15 protein-coding genes and 1 pseudogene are annotated in these 15,010 nt (G+C 69.3%); 11 read left to right on the top strand and 5 right to left on the bottom strand.

From position 1 onward, the window contains the following. The 5 genes from AB0N06_RS34935 to AB0N06_RS34915 all read left to right on the top strand — a co-directional run. A partial coding sequence (locus AB0N06_RS34935) for a transposase (RefSeq protein WP_366138709.1) occupies nt 1–990 on the top strand: 990 nt, incomplete at its 5' end. Between the two features lie 207 nt (nt 991–1,197). Beyond that, entirely contained in the window at nt 1,198–2,061 is an 864-nt protein-coding gene (locus AB0N06_RS34930; RefSeq protein ID WP_366138708.1) for an MHYT domain-containing protein, read from the top strand. 59 nt (nt 2,062–2,120) lie between these two features. Then, complete coding sequence (locus AB0N06_RS34925) at nt 2,121–4,796, top strand: nitrate- and nitrite sensing domain-containing protein (protein ID WP_366138707.1); 2,676 nt, start codon at nt 2,121–2,123, stop codon at nt 4,794–4,796. Beyond that, entirely contained in the window at nt 4,793–5,230 is a 438-nt protein-coding gene (locus tag AB0N06_RS34920; protein WP_366138705.1) for a roadblock/LC7 domain-containing protein, read from the top strand. Before AB0N06_RS34925 ends, AB0N06_RS34920 begins: the two co-directional genes overlap by 4 nt. 22 nt (nt 5,231–5,252) lie before the next feature. After that, complete coding sequence (locus AB0N06_RS34915) at nt 5,253–5,687, top strand: DUF742 domain-containing protein (RefSeq protein WP_366138712.1); 435 nt, start codon at nt 5,253–5,255, stop codon at nt 5,685–5,687. A 28-nt stretch (nt 5,688–5,715) separates the two neighbouring features. Here AB0N06_RS34915 and AB0N06_RS34910 read toward each other — a convergent pair whose 3' ends face one another. Together AB0N06_RS34910 and tatA are read right to left on the bottom strand one after the other, a co-directional pair. Then, nucleotides 5,716–6,291 carry a TerD family protein gene (locus tag AB0N06_RS34910; protein ID WP_366138704.1) on the bottom strand — a complete coding sequence of 192 codons (576 nt, stop codon included), beginning with the start codon at nt 6,289–6,291 and terminating at the stop codon, nt 5,716–5,718. A 148-nt stretch (nt 6,292–6,439) separates the two neighbouring features. Then, nucleotides 6,440–6,604: a Sec-independent protein translocase subunit TatA gene (gene tatA / locus AB0N06_RS34905; protein WP_327242400.1), complete on the bottom strand. Its 165-nt coding sequence runs from the start codon at nt 6,602–6,604 to the stop codon at nt 6,440–6,442. A gap of 237 nt (nt 6,605–6,841) precedes the next feature. Between tatA and AB0N06_RS34900 the strand changes: the two genes are divergently transcribed. After that, nucleotides 6,842–8,278 (top strand): LCP family protein, encoded by a 1,437-nt coding sequence (locus AB0N06_RS34900; protein WP_366138711.1) that lies wholly within the window; start codon nt 6,842–6,844, stop codon nt 8,276–8,278. A gap of 40 nt (nt 8,279–8,318) precedes the next feature. Here AB0N06_RS34900 and AB0N06_RS34895 read toward each other — a convergent pair whose 3' ends face one another. Genes AB0N06_RS34895 through AB0N06_RS34885 form a run of 3 tightly spaced genes read right to left on the bottom strand, consistent with a single transcriptional unit; the run spans nt 8,319 to nt 11,546 of the window. Continuing rightward, nucleotides 8,319–8,462, bottom strand: a complete 144-nt coding sequence (locus AB0N06_RS34895) for a hypothetical protein (RefSeq protein WP_366138703.1) — start codon at nt 8,460–8,462, stop codon at nt 8,319–8,321. Continuing rightward, a complete protein-coding gene (mgtA, locus tag AB0N06_RS34890; protein WP_366138702.1) occupies nt 8,462–11,197 on the bottom strand; it encodes a magnesium-translocating P-type ATPase in 2,736 nt (911 codons plus the stop codon). Before mgtA ends, AB0N06_RS34895 begins: the two co-directional genes overlap by 1 nt. Then, a complete protein-coding gene (locus AB0N06_RS34885; protein WP_366138701.1) occupies nt 11,181–11,546 on the bottom strand; it encodes a metalloregulator ArsR/SmtB family transcription factor in 366 nt (121 codons plus the stop codon). Before AB0N06_RS34885 ends, mgtA begins: the two co-directional genes overlap by 17 nt. A 331-nt stretch (nt 11,547–11,877) precedes the next feature. Between AB0N06_RS34885 and AB0N06_RS34880 the strand changes: the two genes are divergently transcribed. The 5 genes and pseudogenes from AB0N06_RS34880 to AB0N06_RS34860 all read left to right on the top strand — a co-directional run. Next, nucleotides 11,878–12,516: an ATP/GTP-binding protein gene (locus AB0N06_RS34880; protein WP_366138700.1), complete on the top strand. Its 639-nt coding sequence runs from the start codon at nt 11,878–11,880 to the stop codon at nt 12,514–12,516. Nucleotides 12,517–12,633: 117 nt separating this feature from the next. Beyond that, nucleotides 12,634–13,047 carry a roadblock/LC7 domain-containing protein gene (locus AB0N06_RS34875; RefSeq protein ID WP_366138699.1) on the top strand — a complete coding sequence of 138 codons (414 nt, stop codon included), beginning with the start codon at nt 12,634–12,636 and terminating at the stop codon, nt 13,045–13,047. Nucleotides 13,048–13,177: 130 nt separating this feature from the next. Further along, the gene (locus AB0N06_RS34870; protein WP_366138698.1) at nt 13,178–14,281 is read left to right on the top strand and encodes a DUF6397 family protein; all 1,104 of its coding nucleotides are present in this window, start codon (nt 13,178–13,180) and stop codon (nt 14,279–14,281) included. Nucleotides 14,282–14,335: 54 nt separating this feature from the next. After that, nucleotides 14,336–14,677, top strand: a pseudogene (locus AB0N06_RS34865) (maltose acetyltransferase domain-containing protein); the annotation flags it as partial. Between the two features lie 143 nt (nt 14,678–14,820). Continuing rightward, the coding region (locus AB0N06_RS34860) for a helix-turn-helix domain-containing protein (protein ID WP_366138710.1) at nt 14,821–15,010 on the top strand (190 nt) is incomplete at its 3' end.

Raw genomic sequence — 15,010 nt, 5'->3', positions numbered from 1 at the left:
CGCTGGTCGTTCTCCTCGCAGCAGGCGACGCTGCGCCGGCTGGACAAAGCGTTCGCCGCGTTCTTCCGCCGGATCAAGTCCGGCCAGACGCCCGGCTATCCGCGCTTTCGCTCGGTGAGTGGGTTCGACACGGTGGAGTTCCCGAAGGACGGGGACGGGGTCCGGTGGGACTCGACCCCGCACGACCCCGTGACCCGCGTCCGCTTCCAGGGCGTCGGGCATGTCAAGGTCCACCAGCACCGGCCCGTGGCCGGCAAGGTCAAGACCGTCTCGGTCAAGCGTGAGGGCCGTAAGTGGTTCGTCGTGCTGACCGCCGAGCAGGCCGCACCCGAGCCGCTGCCCGCAACCGGCAGTGTGGTCGGTATCGACCTGGGCATAGCCAACTTCCTCGCCGATTCACATGGTCAGTTCGTGCCCAGCCCGCGTCACGGCCGCAAGGCCGCCGCGAAGCTTGAAGCCGCGCAGCAGGCGCTCAGCCGGTGCAAGCGCGGCAGCAAGCGCCGCCGCAGGGCCGTGGAGAATGTTGCCCGACTCCACCGCAAGGTCCGCCGCCAGCGCCTTGACCACGCGCACAAGACCGGGCTCGACCTGGTACGCGAACATGACTTCATCGCGCACGAAGACCTCAGGATCCGCAACATGAGCCGGGCCCCCGCACCGAAGCCCGACCCTGATCGGCCGGGCAGCTTCCTGCCCAACGGGGCCGCGGGCAAAGCCGGGCTGAACCGTTCGATCAATGATGCCGGTTGGGGGGTGTTCCTGACGATCTTGACCGCCAAGGCTGAAAGCGCCGGACGGGAAGTGATGGCCGTGGACCCCCGCAACACCTCCCGGCGGTGCCCCGCATGCGGCCACACCGCCAAGGAGAACCGGCCCACCCAGGAGAAGTTCCACTGCACCGTGTGCGGCCACACCGCGCACGCCGACACAGTGGGCGCCCTGAACGTTCTACGGGCCGGGCTGGCCCGTCGCGAAGCCCAACCGGCATAGCGAGAAGCCACCCCCTTCAGGGGGTGGAGGAGTCACAGGGACATGATCGCGCACCAGCAACCGGAGTGAAACGGAGTGAACGGGACGGAAGTAGCGTGCATGTTCGAGCACGGCCTGATCGTTCCGGATCAGCTCTCTGTCATATTCCGGCAGCTTTCGAAATGCGCCCCGAACGTGCGTGGCCATGGCGACTAGCGTCCCCGGTCCATGGGACACCTGGACCACGCCACCTTCGGCTGGCTGACACCTGCACTGTCGTACGCGATGGCAGCGATCGGCGCGGCGCTCGGACTGAGCTGCACCGTGCGCGCACTGGACACGAACGGCCGTTCGCGCCGCAACTGGCTGATCACGGCTGCCTCCGCCCTCGGAACCGGCATCTGGACGATGCATTTTGTCGCGATGCTCGGCTTCGGCGTGACCGGCACCGAGATCCGCTACAACGTGCCGCTGACCTTGCTCAGTCTGCTCGGCGCCATGCTGGTGGTCGGCTGCGGCGTCTTCGCCGTCGGTTACAGCCGCGACCGGACCCGGGCGCTGGCCGTCGGAGGGTTCGGTACCGGGCTCGGCGTGGCCAGCATGCACTACCTCGGCATGGCGGCGCTGCGGCTGCACGGCACGCTCCACTACGACCCCCTGCGGGTCGTCCTTTCCGTGGCCATTGCCGTCGTCGCCGCGACGGCGGCTCTGTGGGCAGCCCTCAACATCAAGTCATCGCGCGCGGTCGCACTGGCCTCGCTCGTCATGGGTGCGGCGGTCAGCAGCATGCACTACACCGGAATGATGGCCGTCGGTGTCAGCGTCACCCCCTCCGGCAGTGCACCCCCCGGGGCCACGACGATGCAGTTCATCTTTCCCCTCGCCGTCGGCCTCGGCTCGTACCTCTTCCTGACCTCGGCGTTCGTCGCCCTGTCGCCGACGGCCCGAGAGCGCGCCGCCTATGTCTCCGCCGAGCGCACCATGGAACCGGCCGCAGACGCGGCCTCGACGCGCCTCGCGCAGCACGGACGTGATTTCCGCCCCCGGCGCGGCTCCCGCGGCCACGACCTCTCTCCGTCCGCGAGGCCCTGACGGCACAGCACAGTCCCCATTCCGCCCCTGCCCAGCTCCACACCCGGAACGAGGAGGCCATGCGCCTACCCCGCACAACCCCGGACTCCGGCACGACGACTGCCGCCCGGCCCGGTTCCGCGCCCACGGCGCGCGGACGCCGCGCGCACGCGGGACCGCCGGCCGACGAGAGCGCCGAACGCGACGCACGTCTGCTGCTGACGCAGCAGACGTCCGGACCACGTGGACGCCGGACCCTGCGCCCCAGGACCGTACGCGCGAAGATCATCTCGCTGCTGGTGGTGCCCGTCGTCTCGCTGCTCGCTCTCTGGGGCTTCGCCACGGTCAACACGGCCCAGGACGTGGCACGGCTGCGGCAGCTGAAACTCGCGGACGAAGAAGTGCGGGCGCCGATATCCACCGCTGTCACCGCTCTCCAGGCCGAACGCAGAGCCGCCCTGATCCAGACCGCCGACCCCGGCAGCGCCCACGCCGCCGCACTGGAACAGCAGACCAAACGCACCGACACCGCGCTCGCCGCACTGCGACTGGACAAGGACCACACCATCGCGGATACCGGCCGCCTCCCGGCCGGCGTCGCCGACCGGCTCGACCGGTTCCTCGACCGTACGCACGAACTGCGCGCGGCGGGGGGCACGGGAAGCCAGGAGCAGGACGAGAGCGCCGTGTACGACCGGTACACCCAGGCAGTCACCGCGAGTTTCGGCGTCTTTGGTGCCCTCACCGGAATCCAGGACGATGCGCTCGGGTCCGCCGCCCGCGTGCTCCTCGAACTGGCCCGCGTCGACGAGATGCTGGCCCGCGAGGACGCACTGCTCGCCGCGGCCGCCCTTACCCAGCGCCTCGACGGCCGCCAACTGGTCCAGTTCACCGGGGCGGTGGAGACCCGCAGAAACCTCACCGAGACCGCGGGCGCCGATCTCCCGGCCACCGAACGCACCGCCTGGCAGAAGGTCACGGCCCTGTCCGCCTACCATCGGATCGAGGATGCCGAGGACGCGGTGCTCACCGCGCGACCCGGTCGGGAAGCCGCCCAGGCGGTGCCCGCCGCCGACTGGGATCCGGCCGCGGCGAGCGTACGGAGCCAATCGCGCATCATCGGTACCGAAGCCGCAGAACGTGCTGCGGAACGCGCCGACCCGCTCACCCGCGGACTGTTCAGCCCGTCCGGAGCGGCCGTCCTCTTCGGCTGCGTCGCCGTCGCGGCCTCGCTGGTGATCTCTGTGCGCATCGGTCGTGAGCTCGTCGTCGAACTCGTCAGCCTGCGCAACAGCGCCCTGGAGATCGCCCGCCGCGAACTGCCCCGTGCGATGCAGCGGCTCAGGGCGGGCGAGGAACTCGACATCCAGGCCGAGGCACCTCCCGGCCCGGCCTCGCACGACGAGATCGGCCAGGTCGGCGAGGCCCTCGGCACCGTGCACCGGGCCGCTCTCAGCGCCGCCGTCGAACGCGCCGAACTCGCCGACGGCATCTCCGGGGTCTTCGTCAACCTCGCCCGCCGCAGCCAGGTGCTGGTCCATCGCCAGCTCAACCTCCTCGACAGCATGGAGCGCCGCGCGGACGATCCCGGCGAACTCAGCGACCTGTTCCGCCTCGATCACCTCACTACCCGGATGCGGCGGCACGCGGAGAGTCTGATCATCCTGTCCGGTGCGGCCCCCGGGCGCGCCTGGCGGATGCCCGTACCGCTGACGAATGTCGTACGCGCGGCCGTCTCCGAGATCGAGCACTACGCCCGGGTGGAGGTGCGGCAACTACCGGATGCCGCGGTCAAGGGCACGGCGGTCGCCGACCTCACCCACCTCCTCGCGGAACTCGTGGAGAACGCGGCGCAGTTCTCGCCACCGCACACCAAGGTCCGGATCACCGGCGAACCCGTCGGCAACGGCTACGCCCTGGAGATCGAGGACCGCGGACTCGGCATGGGCAACGAACTCCTCGGCGAGGCCAACCGGCGCATCGAGCAGGCGGAGGCACTCGACCTTTTCGACAGCGACCGGCTCGGCCTCTTCGTGGTGAGCAGGCTCTCGGTCCGGCACCACATCAAGGTCAAGCTGCGCACGTCGCCGTACGGCGGAACGACGGCGGTGGTCCTGCTGCCCACCGCACTGCTGCAGGACGCGCTTCCGGCGGGCGGGGAAGAGGCTGTAGCGAAGAAGGCATCGGTCGAGCGTCAGCAGGAAAGCGACGGCGTGGCGTTCGGAACCGGTCCGGGCCCCCATGCGGCGCGTTCGCAGGCGGGGATCGCGTTCCCCGCGCCGGTTCCGGTGCCTGCGCTGGAGCCGAAGACGGGTCCCACCGCCGGAGTCACCGCGCTGCGCCCACGCTCCCGCAGAGCGGTCGAGGACCGGAGCGATGAGCCGGCCGGGGCCGAGCGCGGAACCCGAGGGATCCGGGAGAACGCGGAAACCCGCCAGAGCCTGGAACCCCTCGCGAGCAGGGAAGCCCGGGAGACCCACGCGCCCAGGGGGGAGGGCGACAGCTCACTTCCCCGCCGGGTCCGGCAGGCCAACCTCGTCCCGCAACTGCGCGAGGAGCCCCGGCCCGAGCCGACCGGAATCGACGGCGGGAACGGCATGGGCGGGCCGGCCGAGCGCACCCCGGAACAGGCCAGGGACCGCATGACCGCCTACCGCAACGGCTGGGTACGCGGCGGCGGCGCCGCCCCAGGCGCGGCGGCGCCCCACCGAACCACCACAGCACTCCGTCCCCGCACCGAAGGAGACCACTCATGATCGCGAACGAGCGGACCGAGGCGCGCAGGCACTCGGGCGAACTCGACTGGCTGCTGGACGATCTGGTGGCCCGGGTCGGCGAAGTCCGGCACGCCGTGGTGCTCTCCGGCGACGGTTTGGCCGTGGGAGCCTCCAGTGCCCTCAGCCGCGAGGACGCCGAGCACCTGGCCGCGGTCGCCTCCGGCTTCCACAGCCTCGCGAAGGGCGCTGGACGGCACTTCCAGGCCGGGGAGGTACGCCAGACGATGGTCGAGATGGACGAGGGCTTCCTCTTCGTCGCAGCCGCCGGGGAGGGTTCCTGCCTCGCCGTACTCAGCACAGCCTTCGCCGATATCGGACTGGTCGCCTACGAGATGGCCCGGCTCGTCACACGGGTCGGCGAGCACCTGCGTACCCCGCCGCGCTTCTCCGTGTCCCCGTCCCCGGCCGTCTGAGAGGGCGGAGACAGCAGTGGACATGACCCATGAGGGCCCCGGATTCATCGAGAGCTTCCCGGATCCGCCCGAACTGCCGGGCAGCCAGTGGTACGACGCCGAAGCAGGGCCCTTGGTCCGCCCGTACGCCATGACGGGCGGGCGGACCGAACCGGGCCCGGGCGGAGTGCACTTCGACCTGATCGCACTCGTCTCCGCCGCCGACCAGGCACCGGACAGCTCCGAGGATTCCCAGCTGTGCCCCGAACACCGCGCGCTGCTCACACTGTGCCGCTCCGAGACCCGGTCCGTCGCGGAACTCTCGGCCGACGCCGACCTCCCGGTCGGCGTCGTCCGTGTGCTCCTCGGAGATCTGCTCGAAGCCGGTCATGTGCGGGTCAGCCGCCCCGTACCGCCCGCGCAGCTGCCGGACGAGAGGATCCTCCGGGAGGTGATCAACGGCCTACGGGCACTCTGAAACCGCTGCTCAGGAGCGCGACTTCGGTCTAAACATTGACGCCGTAGTCGGACGCGATACCGGCCAGACCCGACGCATACCCCTGTCCCACGGCGCGGAACTTCCACTCCATACCATGCCGGTACAACTCCCCAAAGACCATGGCCGTCTCCGTGGAGGCGTCCTCGCTCAGGTCGTAACGGGCCAGCTCCACGCCGTTCGCCCGGTTGACCACGCGGATGAACGCGTTGCGGACCTGGCCGAAGCTCTGCCCACGGCTCTGTGCCTCATGGATGGAGACCGGAAAGACGATCTTTGCCACGTCCAGCGGTACGCCGGCCAGGTCCACGTTGATGGACTCGTCGTCGCCCTCGCCCTCGCCAGTCAGGTTGTCACCGGTGTGCTGTACCGAACCGTCCGGGCTGGTGAGGTTGTTGTAGAAGACGAAGTGCAGGTCCGAGAGGACCTTCCCGGCGTCGGAGCACAGCAGCGCACTGGCATCCAAGTCGTGATCGGCGCCCGTCGTCGTCCGTACGTCCCAGCCCAGGCCGACCGTCACCGCGGTCAGCCCCGGTGCCTCCTTCGACAGGGAGACGTTGCCGCCCTTGGCCAGGGTCACACCCATGATCTTCCTCCGTTGGTCCAGTGATCCGTTGATCGGCGCTTCATCCGCCGTTACCGCGTCAACGGCGGTTCCTTACCCAGGGTTCCCTGATTGCGCAAGCCATGAAATGGCGGGCGCGGCACGTACCGTACCGTGCCGAACCCCCGGCTCACTGCGGGTCGGTCTCCTTCATCGCCTTCGCCTCACTCTTCAGGATCCGCAGGGATTTGCCCAGGGCGCGGGCGGTGTCCGGCAATTTCTTCGATCCGAACAGCACGATCAGAACAACCGCGACAATCAATAGGTGCCAGGGCTCGAGGCCGTTGCGCAGCATCTGGGTTCCGTCCTTCTTCCCGGACTTCCGGAATTGGTGGATCCGGTCGACTGTGGGTAGGTCTGGTGATCCATTCGCGTAGCGATACTTGCTACGTTGCGCAACTGTACAACCGTGGGGCGGGGTCGGACGTCTTCCTCCATGGAAGCCGGAACCGAACGGACGAGGTGACCAATGACAGGCAGTCGCAAGGTGGCGACGGGCGGGGGACGGGGCAGCCGGCTCGGGCGCACCGCCATGGCCGGACTGTCCTTTCTCGTCCTGCTGGTCGCGGGGGTCGGCTGGGGCTACCTCAAACTGACCGGCCAGATCGACACCTTCGGCGCTGACGGGATCTCGGGCGACCGGCCACCCGCCTCGTCGAACGGGCAGAACGTCCTTGTCATCGGATCGGACACCCGCTCCGGCGCCAACAGGAAGCTGGGCGGCGGCAAGGGCACCGTGGGGCGCTCCGACACCGCGTTCCTGCTCCATGTGTACGCCGACCACCGGCACGCCGTCGCCGTGTCCATCCCCCGTGACTCCATGGTCGACATCCCGGCGTGCAGGACACCCAGCGGCGAGTGGACCGCACCGCAGCACCACGTCATGTTCAACGGGGCGTTCTCGGTGGGTGAGACTGCCGAGGGAAACCCGGCCTGCACCCAGAACACTGTGGAACACCTCACCGGCCTGCGCGTCGACCACACCGTCGTCGTGGACTTCTCCGGCTTCTCCGCACTGACCTCCGCCGTCGGCGGAGTCCCGGTCTGTCTGCCGCAGGACATCTACCAGCAGGATCTCAGCCCGAATCGGCCCACGCGCGGCGCACTGGTCTTCGCCAAAGGGCCGCAGACCGTCTCCGGGCAGCGGGCACTCGACTACGTGCGGATCCGGCACGGCATCGGCGACGGCTCCGACATCGGACGGATCAAAAGGCAGCAGGCGTTCATCGGCTCTCTCATCAAGAAGGTCAAGTCCCAGGGACTGAACCCGACCACCCTGCTGCCGCTCGCCGACGCGGCGACCGACTCGATGACCGTGGACCCCGGACTCGGATCGGCCGACCGGCTGCTGAAGTTCGTCATGTCGATGAAGAACATCGATCTGCGCAACACCCGGTTCGTCACCGTCCCGTGGCGTTACGAGGGCGCCCGCGTCGCGATCGTCGAACCGGAGGCCCACGCTCTCTGGGCGGCGCTCAAGGCCGACCGGACGATCGACGGTCAGGACGCCAGCGGTCAGGGCAAGGGCGGCCGCAGCGCCAAGAGGCCGGACGACGCATCGCCGCCGCCCGCCACCCCTGCCCCCGTCTCCGGTACGGGCATCAGCCTCGCCGTCTACAACGGCACCACGGTCAACGGCCTTGCGGCCCGCGCCGCCGAACTCCTGCGCGCCCACGGCTTCACCGTCACCGGCACAGCCACCGCGAGCAACCAGGACCGCATGTCGACCGTCATCCAGTACGGGCCGGGTCTGCAGGCCGAAGCGGAGACCACCGCGCGCCTCTTCGCCGGGTCACGGACCATGGCGTCCGGCACCGCGGGCATCCAGGTGATCCTCGGGACCTCGTACGCAGAGAATCCGTCGCCCGCTGCTGAGGCCACGCCGACACCCAGCGCAGTTCCTTCCACCATCGGCGACGGGGCGCGGTCGGCCGACGAAGACCTGTGCAAGGACCTCTCGTACGGCTGACCGGGCGCGATCAGGCTCCCGTCCGGAGCCGCTCTGCGAACTACTGAGCCGAGGCCGCCCGCCACGGAGCATCGGCGTCATCGGTCTCCATCCCCATGTCCGAGAGCGTCAGGGCGCGCATCCGCACCAGGGCGGGTACATCGTCGGGAGTGGCGCGGCGTACGCGGACGTGCGGCTGAGGCATCAGTATCTCCGGGTGCGCTGGTAGCGGTTACGGGCCGTCCTCAGCCCAAAGGCGTAGAGAGTGAGCACCGTGGCGAGCAACAGGTAATAGAGGGGCGGCAGCGCGCTCATCCCCAGCAGCGGCCCGAGCGGAGTCCGCGGCAGCAGGATGCCGACCAGCGCAAGACCGGCCGCGGCCACTCGCAGCGGGTCGCCCCCGTTGCCTTCGGCGGTACGCAGGCCGGTACGGAGCAGCACCATCACCAGAGCCTGCGTGAGCAGATTCTCGGTGAACCACCCGGAGTGGAACGCCGCCTGGCCACCGGACGTCGCAGATACGCGCAGGGCAAGGGCGAGGACCGCGAATGTGGCCAGGTCGGCGGTCGCGTTCAGCAGACCGAATCCGCTGATGAAGCGCAGGAAGTCGCGCGGGCGCAGCACCGTGGGCCGCCGCAGCACATCGGCCGCGGGACGGTCGAAGGCGAACGCGAGCTGCGCAACGTCGAAGCACAGGTTCTGCACCAGGACCTGCGCCGGGAGCATCGGCAGGAACGGCAGCAGGAGACCTGCGGCGAGCATGGCGATGACATTGCCGAGGTTCGACGACAGTGTGATCCGTAGATGTGCGGCGATGTTGCCGCCGCTGCGGCGGCCCGCGGTGATCGCATCGGCGATGGCGGTGAGGTCCTTCTCGGCGAGCACCACATCGGCGGTCTCCCGCGCCACGTCGACCGCGTTGCGCGGACAGATCCCGACATCGGCGGCGTGCAGCGCGGGCAGATCGTTCACCCCGTCGCCGAGGAAGCCCGTGGTCCGTCCGGTGGTACGCAACGCCGAGACGATCCGGGCCTTGTGCTCCGGCGTACAGCGGGCGAACACAGCGACCCGGTCGGCGAGCGCCGCGAGCTCGGCCTCGGACAGTACGTCGATCCGGTCCGCGGACACCACCTCGCCCGGGTCGAGGCCCAGATCGCGGCAGGCACGGGCGGCAGTCCCCGGATGGTCGCCGGTGAGGACCTTCACGGCGACACCGCGATGCTCCAGTACATCCAGCGCTTCGGCAGCGGTCGGCGCGAGAGCGTCCCGCAGGGCGACGAAGCCGAGGAAGGTCAGCCCCCGCTCGTCGGCCGGTGTGTACGTGCCGAGTCCGCCGGTTCGCTCGGTCAGGGCCACGGCGAGCAGCCGCAGACCGCTCGCGGCCTCACGCGCGGCCAGGGCGCCCAGACGGTCCCGCTCGCTGTCGTCCAGCGCGCACCGTTCGAGCACCGCCTCCACCGCTCCCTTGGTGACGAGAGTGTGGGCGCCGAGCCTTCCGGGACGGCGGACGACCGCGGTGGCGAGGCGGCGCACCGGATCGAACGGCAGGACTGTCACACCGTCGTACGCCGACCATGGGTCCGGTCCGCTGCACTCCGCCGCGGCCTCCAGCACCGCCTCGTCGAGCGCGTCGGAGGCCGGCAGTTCAGCGAGCTGCAGCGTCCACAGGGCGTTGACCGCCGCCCAGTGGAGCACCTGCTCGTCGGGCCGGCCCGCGCCGTTCACCGACCGGTCGACGACGGGCCGGTCCTGGGTCAGCGTCCCCGTCTTGTCCAGGCACAACACATCCATCGCACCGAGATCGTGCAACGCGGGCAGCCGCTTGACGATCACCCCGTCGGTGCGGGCGAGCAGCGAAGCGCCCCTGGCCAGCGCCGTCGTGACGATGACCGGCAGCATCTCCGGGGTCAGACCGACCGCCACCGCCACGGCGAACGGCAGCGTCTCCAGACCGCGCCCGCGCAGTGCTGCGTTGGCCATCAGCACCAGCGGGGGAGTGAGCAGCATGAACCGGACCAACGTCCAGGAGATCCCCTGAACCGAACGGTCGAAGGCGCTCGATCCGCGACGGCGCGCGGAATTCTCGTACGCCGCGGCGAACCGGGTGTTCCCGCCGGTCGCGACCACGACCGCCGTACCGCTGCCGGACGCGACACTGCTGCCCTGAAAACACAACTGGGGCTCGGCGAATGGTCCGGCCGCTCCGGTGTCGGTGCGTGGTCCGGCAGGGGGCGCAGCCGGCCGGCGCGGTGCGTCGACGGGATGCTTCGCGACCGGTGAGGACTCCCCGGTGAGAGCGGACTGATACACGGTCAGCCCGCTCGCGCGGAGCAGCCGCACATCAGCGGGCACGAGATCTCCCGGGCCGAGCCTGATCACATCGCCCGGCACCAGCTCCGCGACCGGCAGCTCACGGGCCGAGGGCGCCGCCTCCGGACCGGTGCGGCGAAGTACGGTCGTGGTCGTCGCCACCAGCTCCCGCAGCGCCGCCATCGCCCCGTCGGCCCGGTGCTCCTGCGTGGAGCGCAGCAGACAGCTGACCACCACGAGCACCAGAATCACAGATGCGGTGCCCCACGCGCTGACCGCGGCGGAGACCAGACCCAGACAGAGCAGAACCGAGGTGAACGGGTCCCGCAGGCTGCGGACGAAGCGCTGCGGCCAGGAGACCGGACGCCAGGCCGGAAGGGTGTTGTCGCCGAGCCGCCCGAGCCGTTCCTCGGCCTGCGTCTCCAGCAGTCCGCGCGGTCCGCTGTCCAGAGAACGCAGCACCTGCAACGACGTCAACTCGGCCCGGCCCGGCCCTACCGCTGCCGCGTCGGCGGAGGCGATCCGGCCGACCACCGTGCTGGCTGTCGGTACGGCGACGGATGGGGCACAACCGTCGAGATCGCCGCGGCCGGGCCCTGCGGTGGCGCTGCTCTCAGGCACCGAGCTCACGCAGGCGTACCGGCTGCGCAGGAGCGTGCCCGGCCCGTGCGGCGAGCTGGCCGACCATCAGCTGTACCACCGTCACCACATCAGGATCGTCGACCAGATACACCTGGCGGCGACCTTCGCGCCGCGAGCGTACGAGACCAGCGAGTTTCAGCTTTGTCAGATGCTGGCTGACCGAGGGCAGCGTCCCGCCCACCCGCTCCGCCAGCCCGGTCACATCGCTCTCGCCCTGGGACAGCGCCCATACGATGTGCAGGCGCGCGGGCGTCGCCAGCAGACCGAAGGCGGCGGCCGCCTCCGCCAGCACCTCCGCGGGCGGATCCACGAAGTTGCCGCCGGCACCTGTCGACACTCTTGCTCTCCTGTCCAGCCGGACCGTTTCCAGCGCCCCGAAGCGACAGTGTAGGCGGCCGTCGTGGTCGGCCCCAGGATCGAGGCCCAACCCCCTGGATCGGTTCCGGCTCGAACATGGTTCGAATTCGGCTCGAATAGTGACCTCGTGCAGACATCGAACGATCTCTGTTTGGCCACTATGGTCAAAAGCCGATCACGTTGCTCGGGACCGACGGCTGCTTGCCATGCTGTCCACCGTACCGCTGCCCACAGATACCGAACCGAGCCCGTCAAGACGGCTCTGAACTGTGTTTTTACGTCTTGAGGCTCACGGGTGAGAGAAGTGATCGATGCCTTCCGAGCACGCTGGCAGAACGGTTGGGGAGACCGTCGAGGGAACGGACCAAGAGGCCGTGGAAACCGACGCGCTCGCATTGAAGATATTGGTCGCCGGCGGCTTCGGGGTCGGCAAGACGACTCTGGTCGGTGCGGTGAGTGAGATCCGGCCGCTGCGGACGGAGGAACTCCTCAGCGAGGCCGGACAGTCGGTCGACGACACCGGCGGAGTCGATCACAAGACCACCACCACCGTTGCCATGGACTTCGGACGCATCACCATCCGGTCCGGTCTCTCGCTCTATTTGTTCGGCACACCGGGACAGGACCGCTTCTGGTTCCTCTGGGACGAGCTCTCTCAAGGGGCACTCGGAGCGGTTGTCCTCGCGGACACCCGGCGGCTGGAGGACTGCTTCCCAGCCGTCGACTACTTCGAACACCGCCGGATCCCCTTCGTCGTCGCCGTCAACTGTTTCGCGGGCGCCCGCGCCTACGGTGAGCGTGAGGTGTCCCGTGCGCTCGATCTGGACCTGGGCACGCCCGTCGTGCTCTGCGATGCACGCGACCGCGACTCCGGCAAGGAAGTTCTCATCCGCATGGTGGAGTATGCGGGCCGCATGCACACAGCCCGGCTCCTCGACTCGGTCGGCTGACCCCTGTCCGGGCGACGAGCACAAATCGGAGGGGCGGTTGCCCCAACGTGCGCTGTGCGCAAGGCTTACGCGTAAACGTGGGGCACGGGGAACGTATGAGCGGGGAGGAGCGGGGAAATGGCGCTGGACAGGGAGCTTGACTGGCTCCTCGACGATCTCACCGGCCGGGTCGAGCACATACGGCACGCGCTGGTGTTGTCGAACGACGGCCTGGTGACGGGGGCGAGCACGGGCCTGGCACGCGAGGACGCGGAGCATCTCGCCGCGGTCTCGTCGGGGCTGCACAGCCTCGCGCGAGGCTCGGGACGACACTTCCGGGCAGGAAGAGCCAGGCAGACGATGGTGGAGTTCGACGAGGCGCTTCTCTTCGTGACTGCCGCGGGAGAAGGCAGCTGCCTCTGCGTGCTGACCGCGGCCGAGGCCGACGTCGGTCAGGTCGCCTACGAGATGACACTGCTCGTGAACAAAGTCGGAGAACACCTGGGGGTCACCGCGCGTCAGCGCGCCGGCGGAGAAACCAACCGGCTCTGACGGTTCGGGCCCCCTCTTGACTGCGCCTTACGCCCGGCCCCTGGAAGTTATCCACAGGCCGGGTGCAAGGCTCTCTCCTCGGCTACGGTGATCACAGAGAGTTACCGCAGTCATACGGGGGAGGATGGTCATGGCCAGGACCGATGCGACGCGTGCCGCGGCGTCGCGCGCAGGATCGCGGCGTTCGCATAACGCCTCGACGGACATCGACCCGACGGACATCGATCCGACGGACATCGATCCGACGGACATCGATCCGACGAAGGTCGATCCGTCGAAAAGTGATCCGACAGAATTCGACCGGACGGAAGTCGGCGCGACGGTGGCTGCAGGGAGGGCGGCGCAGGAGCTGAACCTGAAGCGCGGGGAATTCGAGCTCGCCGTGCACCTGGGTATCGTGCGGATCGCGGCGGCGGAGGCTGGTGGCAGGCCCAGGGTGAGTCGGGAGGAGATCGACCGGCTGCGGTCGGGGGACGGGTTCCCGGACGCAGTGCGAGAACGGGTGCGGACGGTGGGGACAGCGGAGGGCGCGCGGCTCCTCGGCATCAGTCCGGTCCGCTTTACCAGGCTGGCCAGGGCCGGATGCATCACGCCTGTCGCGTTCTACCTCAACCGGTACCGGGCGATTGTCTGGCTCTACCTGGCCCAGGAGCTCCTCGGGTTCGCGGCCGGGGCGCCGCAGCTGCTGACCGGGAACAGCCCAGCCTGGATGCGGACATGTCTGGGCGCAGGAAGCGACTGGCGGACGCGCAACTGGCGCTCGCACCGGATCGAGCGCCTGCTGAGGCGCACGGAGGATCCCTGGGCGCGGGCTGCGGTGCTTGCCTGCGCGCTGGATCCGGTGCAGCTGGCAGAAGTTGTCGACGATCCGTACGAGCGTGCGTACCTCAGGAAGGTCCAGCCCGGTCCGGTCTTCGGGCCACCCGGATCCGTCGCCGCTCGCGACACCGTGACGCAGCTGATGCGCGCCGACGACCCGGACGAGATCCTCTGGCGCAGGGTCAATCTCGACCTGGAACTGGACAGCGCGCGCGAGGCCCGTCCGGCACCTCATCCGGAGGACGACCGGCGACCCGATCCGGACTGCTCGGTCCCTGTCTCCGTCCCCGTCCCTCCTCCTGTCCGCGATTCCGCTCCTGTCCAAGTAGCCGGACTGCTCAACCGGCTTGGCCTGCGGAGGCGCGAGGCTCTGCGCGGGGGAGGCGAGGAACGAAGCTCGGGCGAAGAACGTTGAACGAGTGGGCAGACGCGGATGACGGAGACGGACGAGGAGCATGCGGGGAGGGTCATGGCGGAGAACAAGCAGCGGATGCTGGCCGGCGACTGGTACATCGCGGACGACCCGGAACTGAGGGCGGACACCGAGCGGCGTATCGAACTCTGCGAGGCGTTCAACGCCGCGGCGCGGGCAACTCCCGCCGCGCGGCGAAAGATCCTTGAGGGGCTGCTCGGCTCGGTGGGCGAGGGGGTCGCCATCCGGGCACCGTTCCACTGCGACTACGGTTCGTTCATCACCATCGGACCGCGCACGTTCATCAACTTCGGAGCGGTCTTCCTCGATGCCGCGCCCATCACGATCGGCGCCGATGTGCAGATCGGTCCCAGCGTGCAACTGCTGACCCCCAGCCATCCCTAATCTTCGCAGGGAATCCCCGGCCTTGAGGCCGGGCGGGAATGCGATCCTTGGCCCGGAGGCGCGGAGCGCCGGGGTGCTCTGCGTTGTCAGTGGCGCCAGCTATGTTGACCGGACTGGCCGATGGGGGGGTGGGTTGGATGATCCGTGCGTACAAGTTCCTCATGCGGCCTACCACGGGCCAGCGGATCGCGCTCGGCGAGATGCTGGCCGATCACTGCTCGCTCTACAACGAAGCGTTGCAGGAACGCCGCGATGCCTACAGGCATGTATCGAAGACCAGCATCAAGTACGGGATGCAGTCGGCGCAGCTCAAGGACATCCGGGCAT

The organism is Streptomyces sp. NPDC051020 (assembly GCF_040683105.1).
GTDB lineage: Bacteria > Actinomycetota > Actinomycetes > Streptomycetales > Streptomycetaceae > Streptomyces.
Note: the sequence above shows the minus strand (reverse complement) of the source record. Positions and strands in the feature narration are given on the sequence as shown.

Coding starts and splice junctions, on each gene's coding strand:
- AB0N06_RS34930 (WP_366138708.1), top strand. CDS start 1,198: ATGGGACACCTGGACCACGCCACCTTCGGCTGGCTGACACCTGCACTG.
- AB0N06_RS34925 (WP_366138707.1), top strand. CDS start 2,121: ATGCGCCTACCCCGCACAACCCCGGACTCCGGCACGACGACTGCCGCC.
- AB0N06_RS34920 (WP_366138705.1), top strand. CDS start 4,793: ATGATCGCGAACGAGCGGACCGAGGCGCGCAGGCACTCGGGCGAACTC.
- AB0N06_RS34915 (WP_366138712.1), top strand. CDS start 5,253: ATGACCCATGAGGGCCCCGGATTCATCGAGAGCTTCCCGGATCCGCCC.
- AB0N06_RS34910 (WP_366138704.1), bottom strand. CDS start 6,291: ATGGGTGTGACCCTGGCCAAGGGCGGCAACGTCTCCCTGTCGAAGGAG.
- tatA (WP_327242400.1), bottom strand. CDS start 6,604: ATGCTGCGCAACGGCCTCGAGCCCTGGCACCTATTGATTGTCGCGGTT.
- AB0N06_RS34900 (WP_366138711.1), top strand. CDS start 6,842: ATGGCCGGACTGTCCTTTCTCGTCCTGCTGGTCGCGGGGGTCGGCTGG.
- AB0N06_RS34895 (WP_366138703.1), bottom strand. CDS start 8,462: ATGCCTCAGCCGCACGTCCGCGTACGCCGCGCCACTCCCGACGATGTA.
- AB0N06_RS34880 (WP_366138700.1), top strand. CDS start 11,878: ATGCCTTCCGAGCACGCTGGCAGAACGGTTGGGGAGACCGTCGAGGGA.
- AB0N06_RS34875 (WP_366138699.1), top strand. CDS start 12,634: ATGGCGCTGGACAGGGAGCTTGACTGGCTCCTCGACGATCTCACCGGC.
- AB0N06_RS34870 (WP_366138698.1), top strand. CDS start 13,178: ATGGCCAGGACCGATGCGACGCGTGCCGCGGCGTCGCGCGCAGGATCG.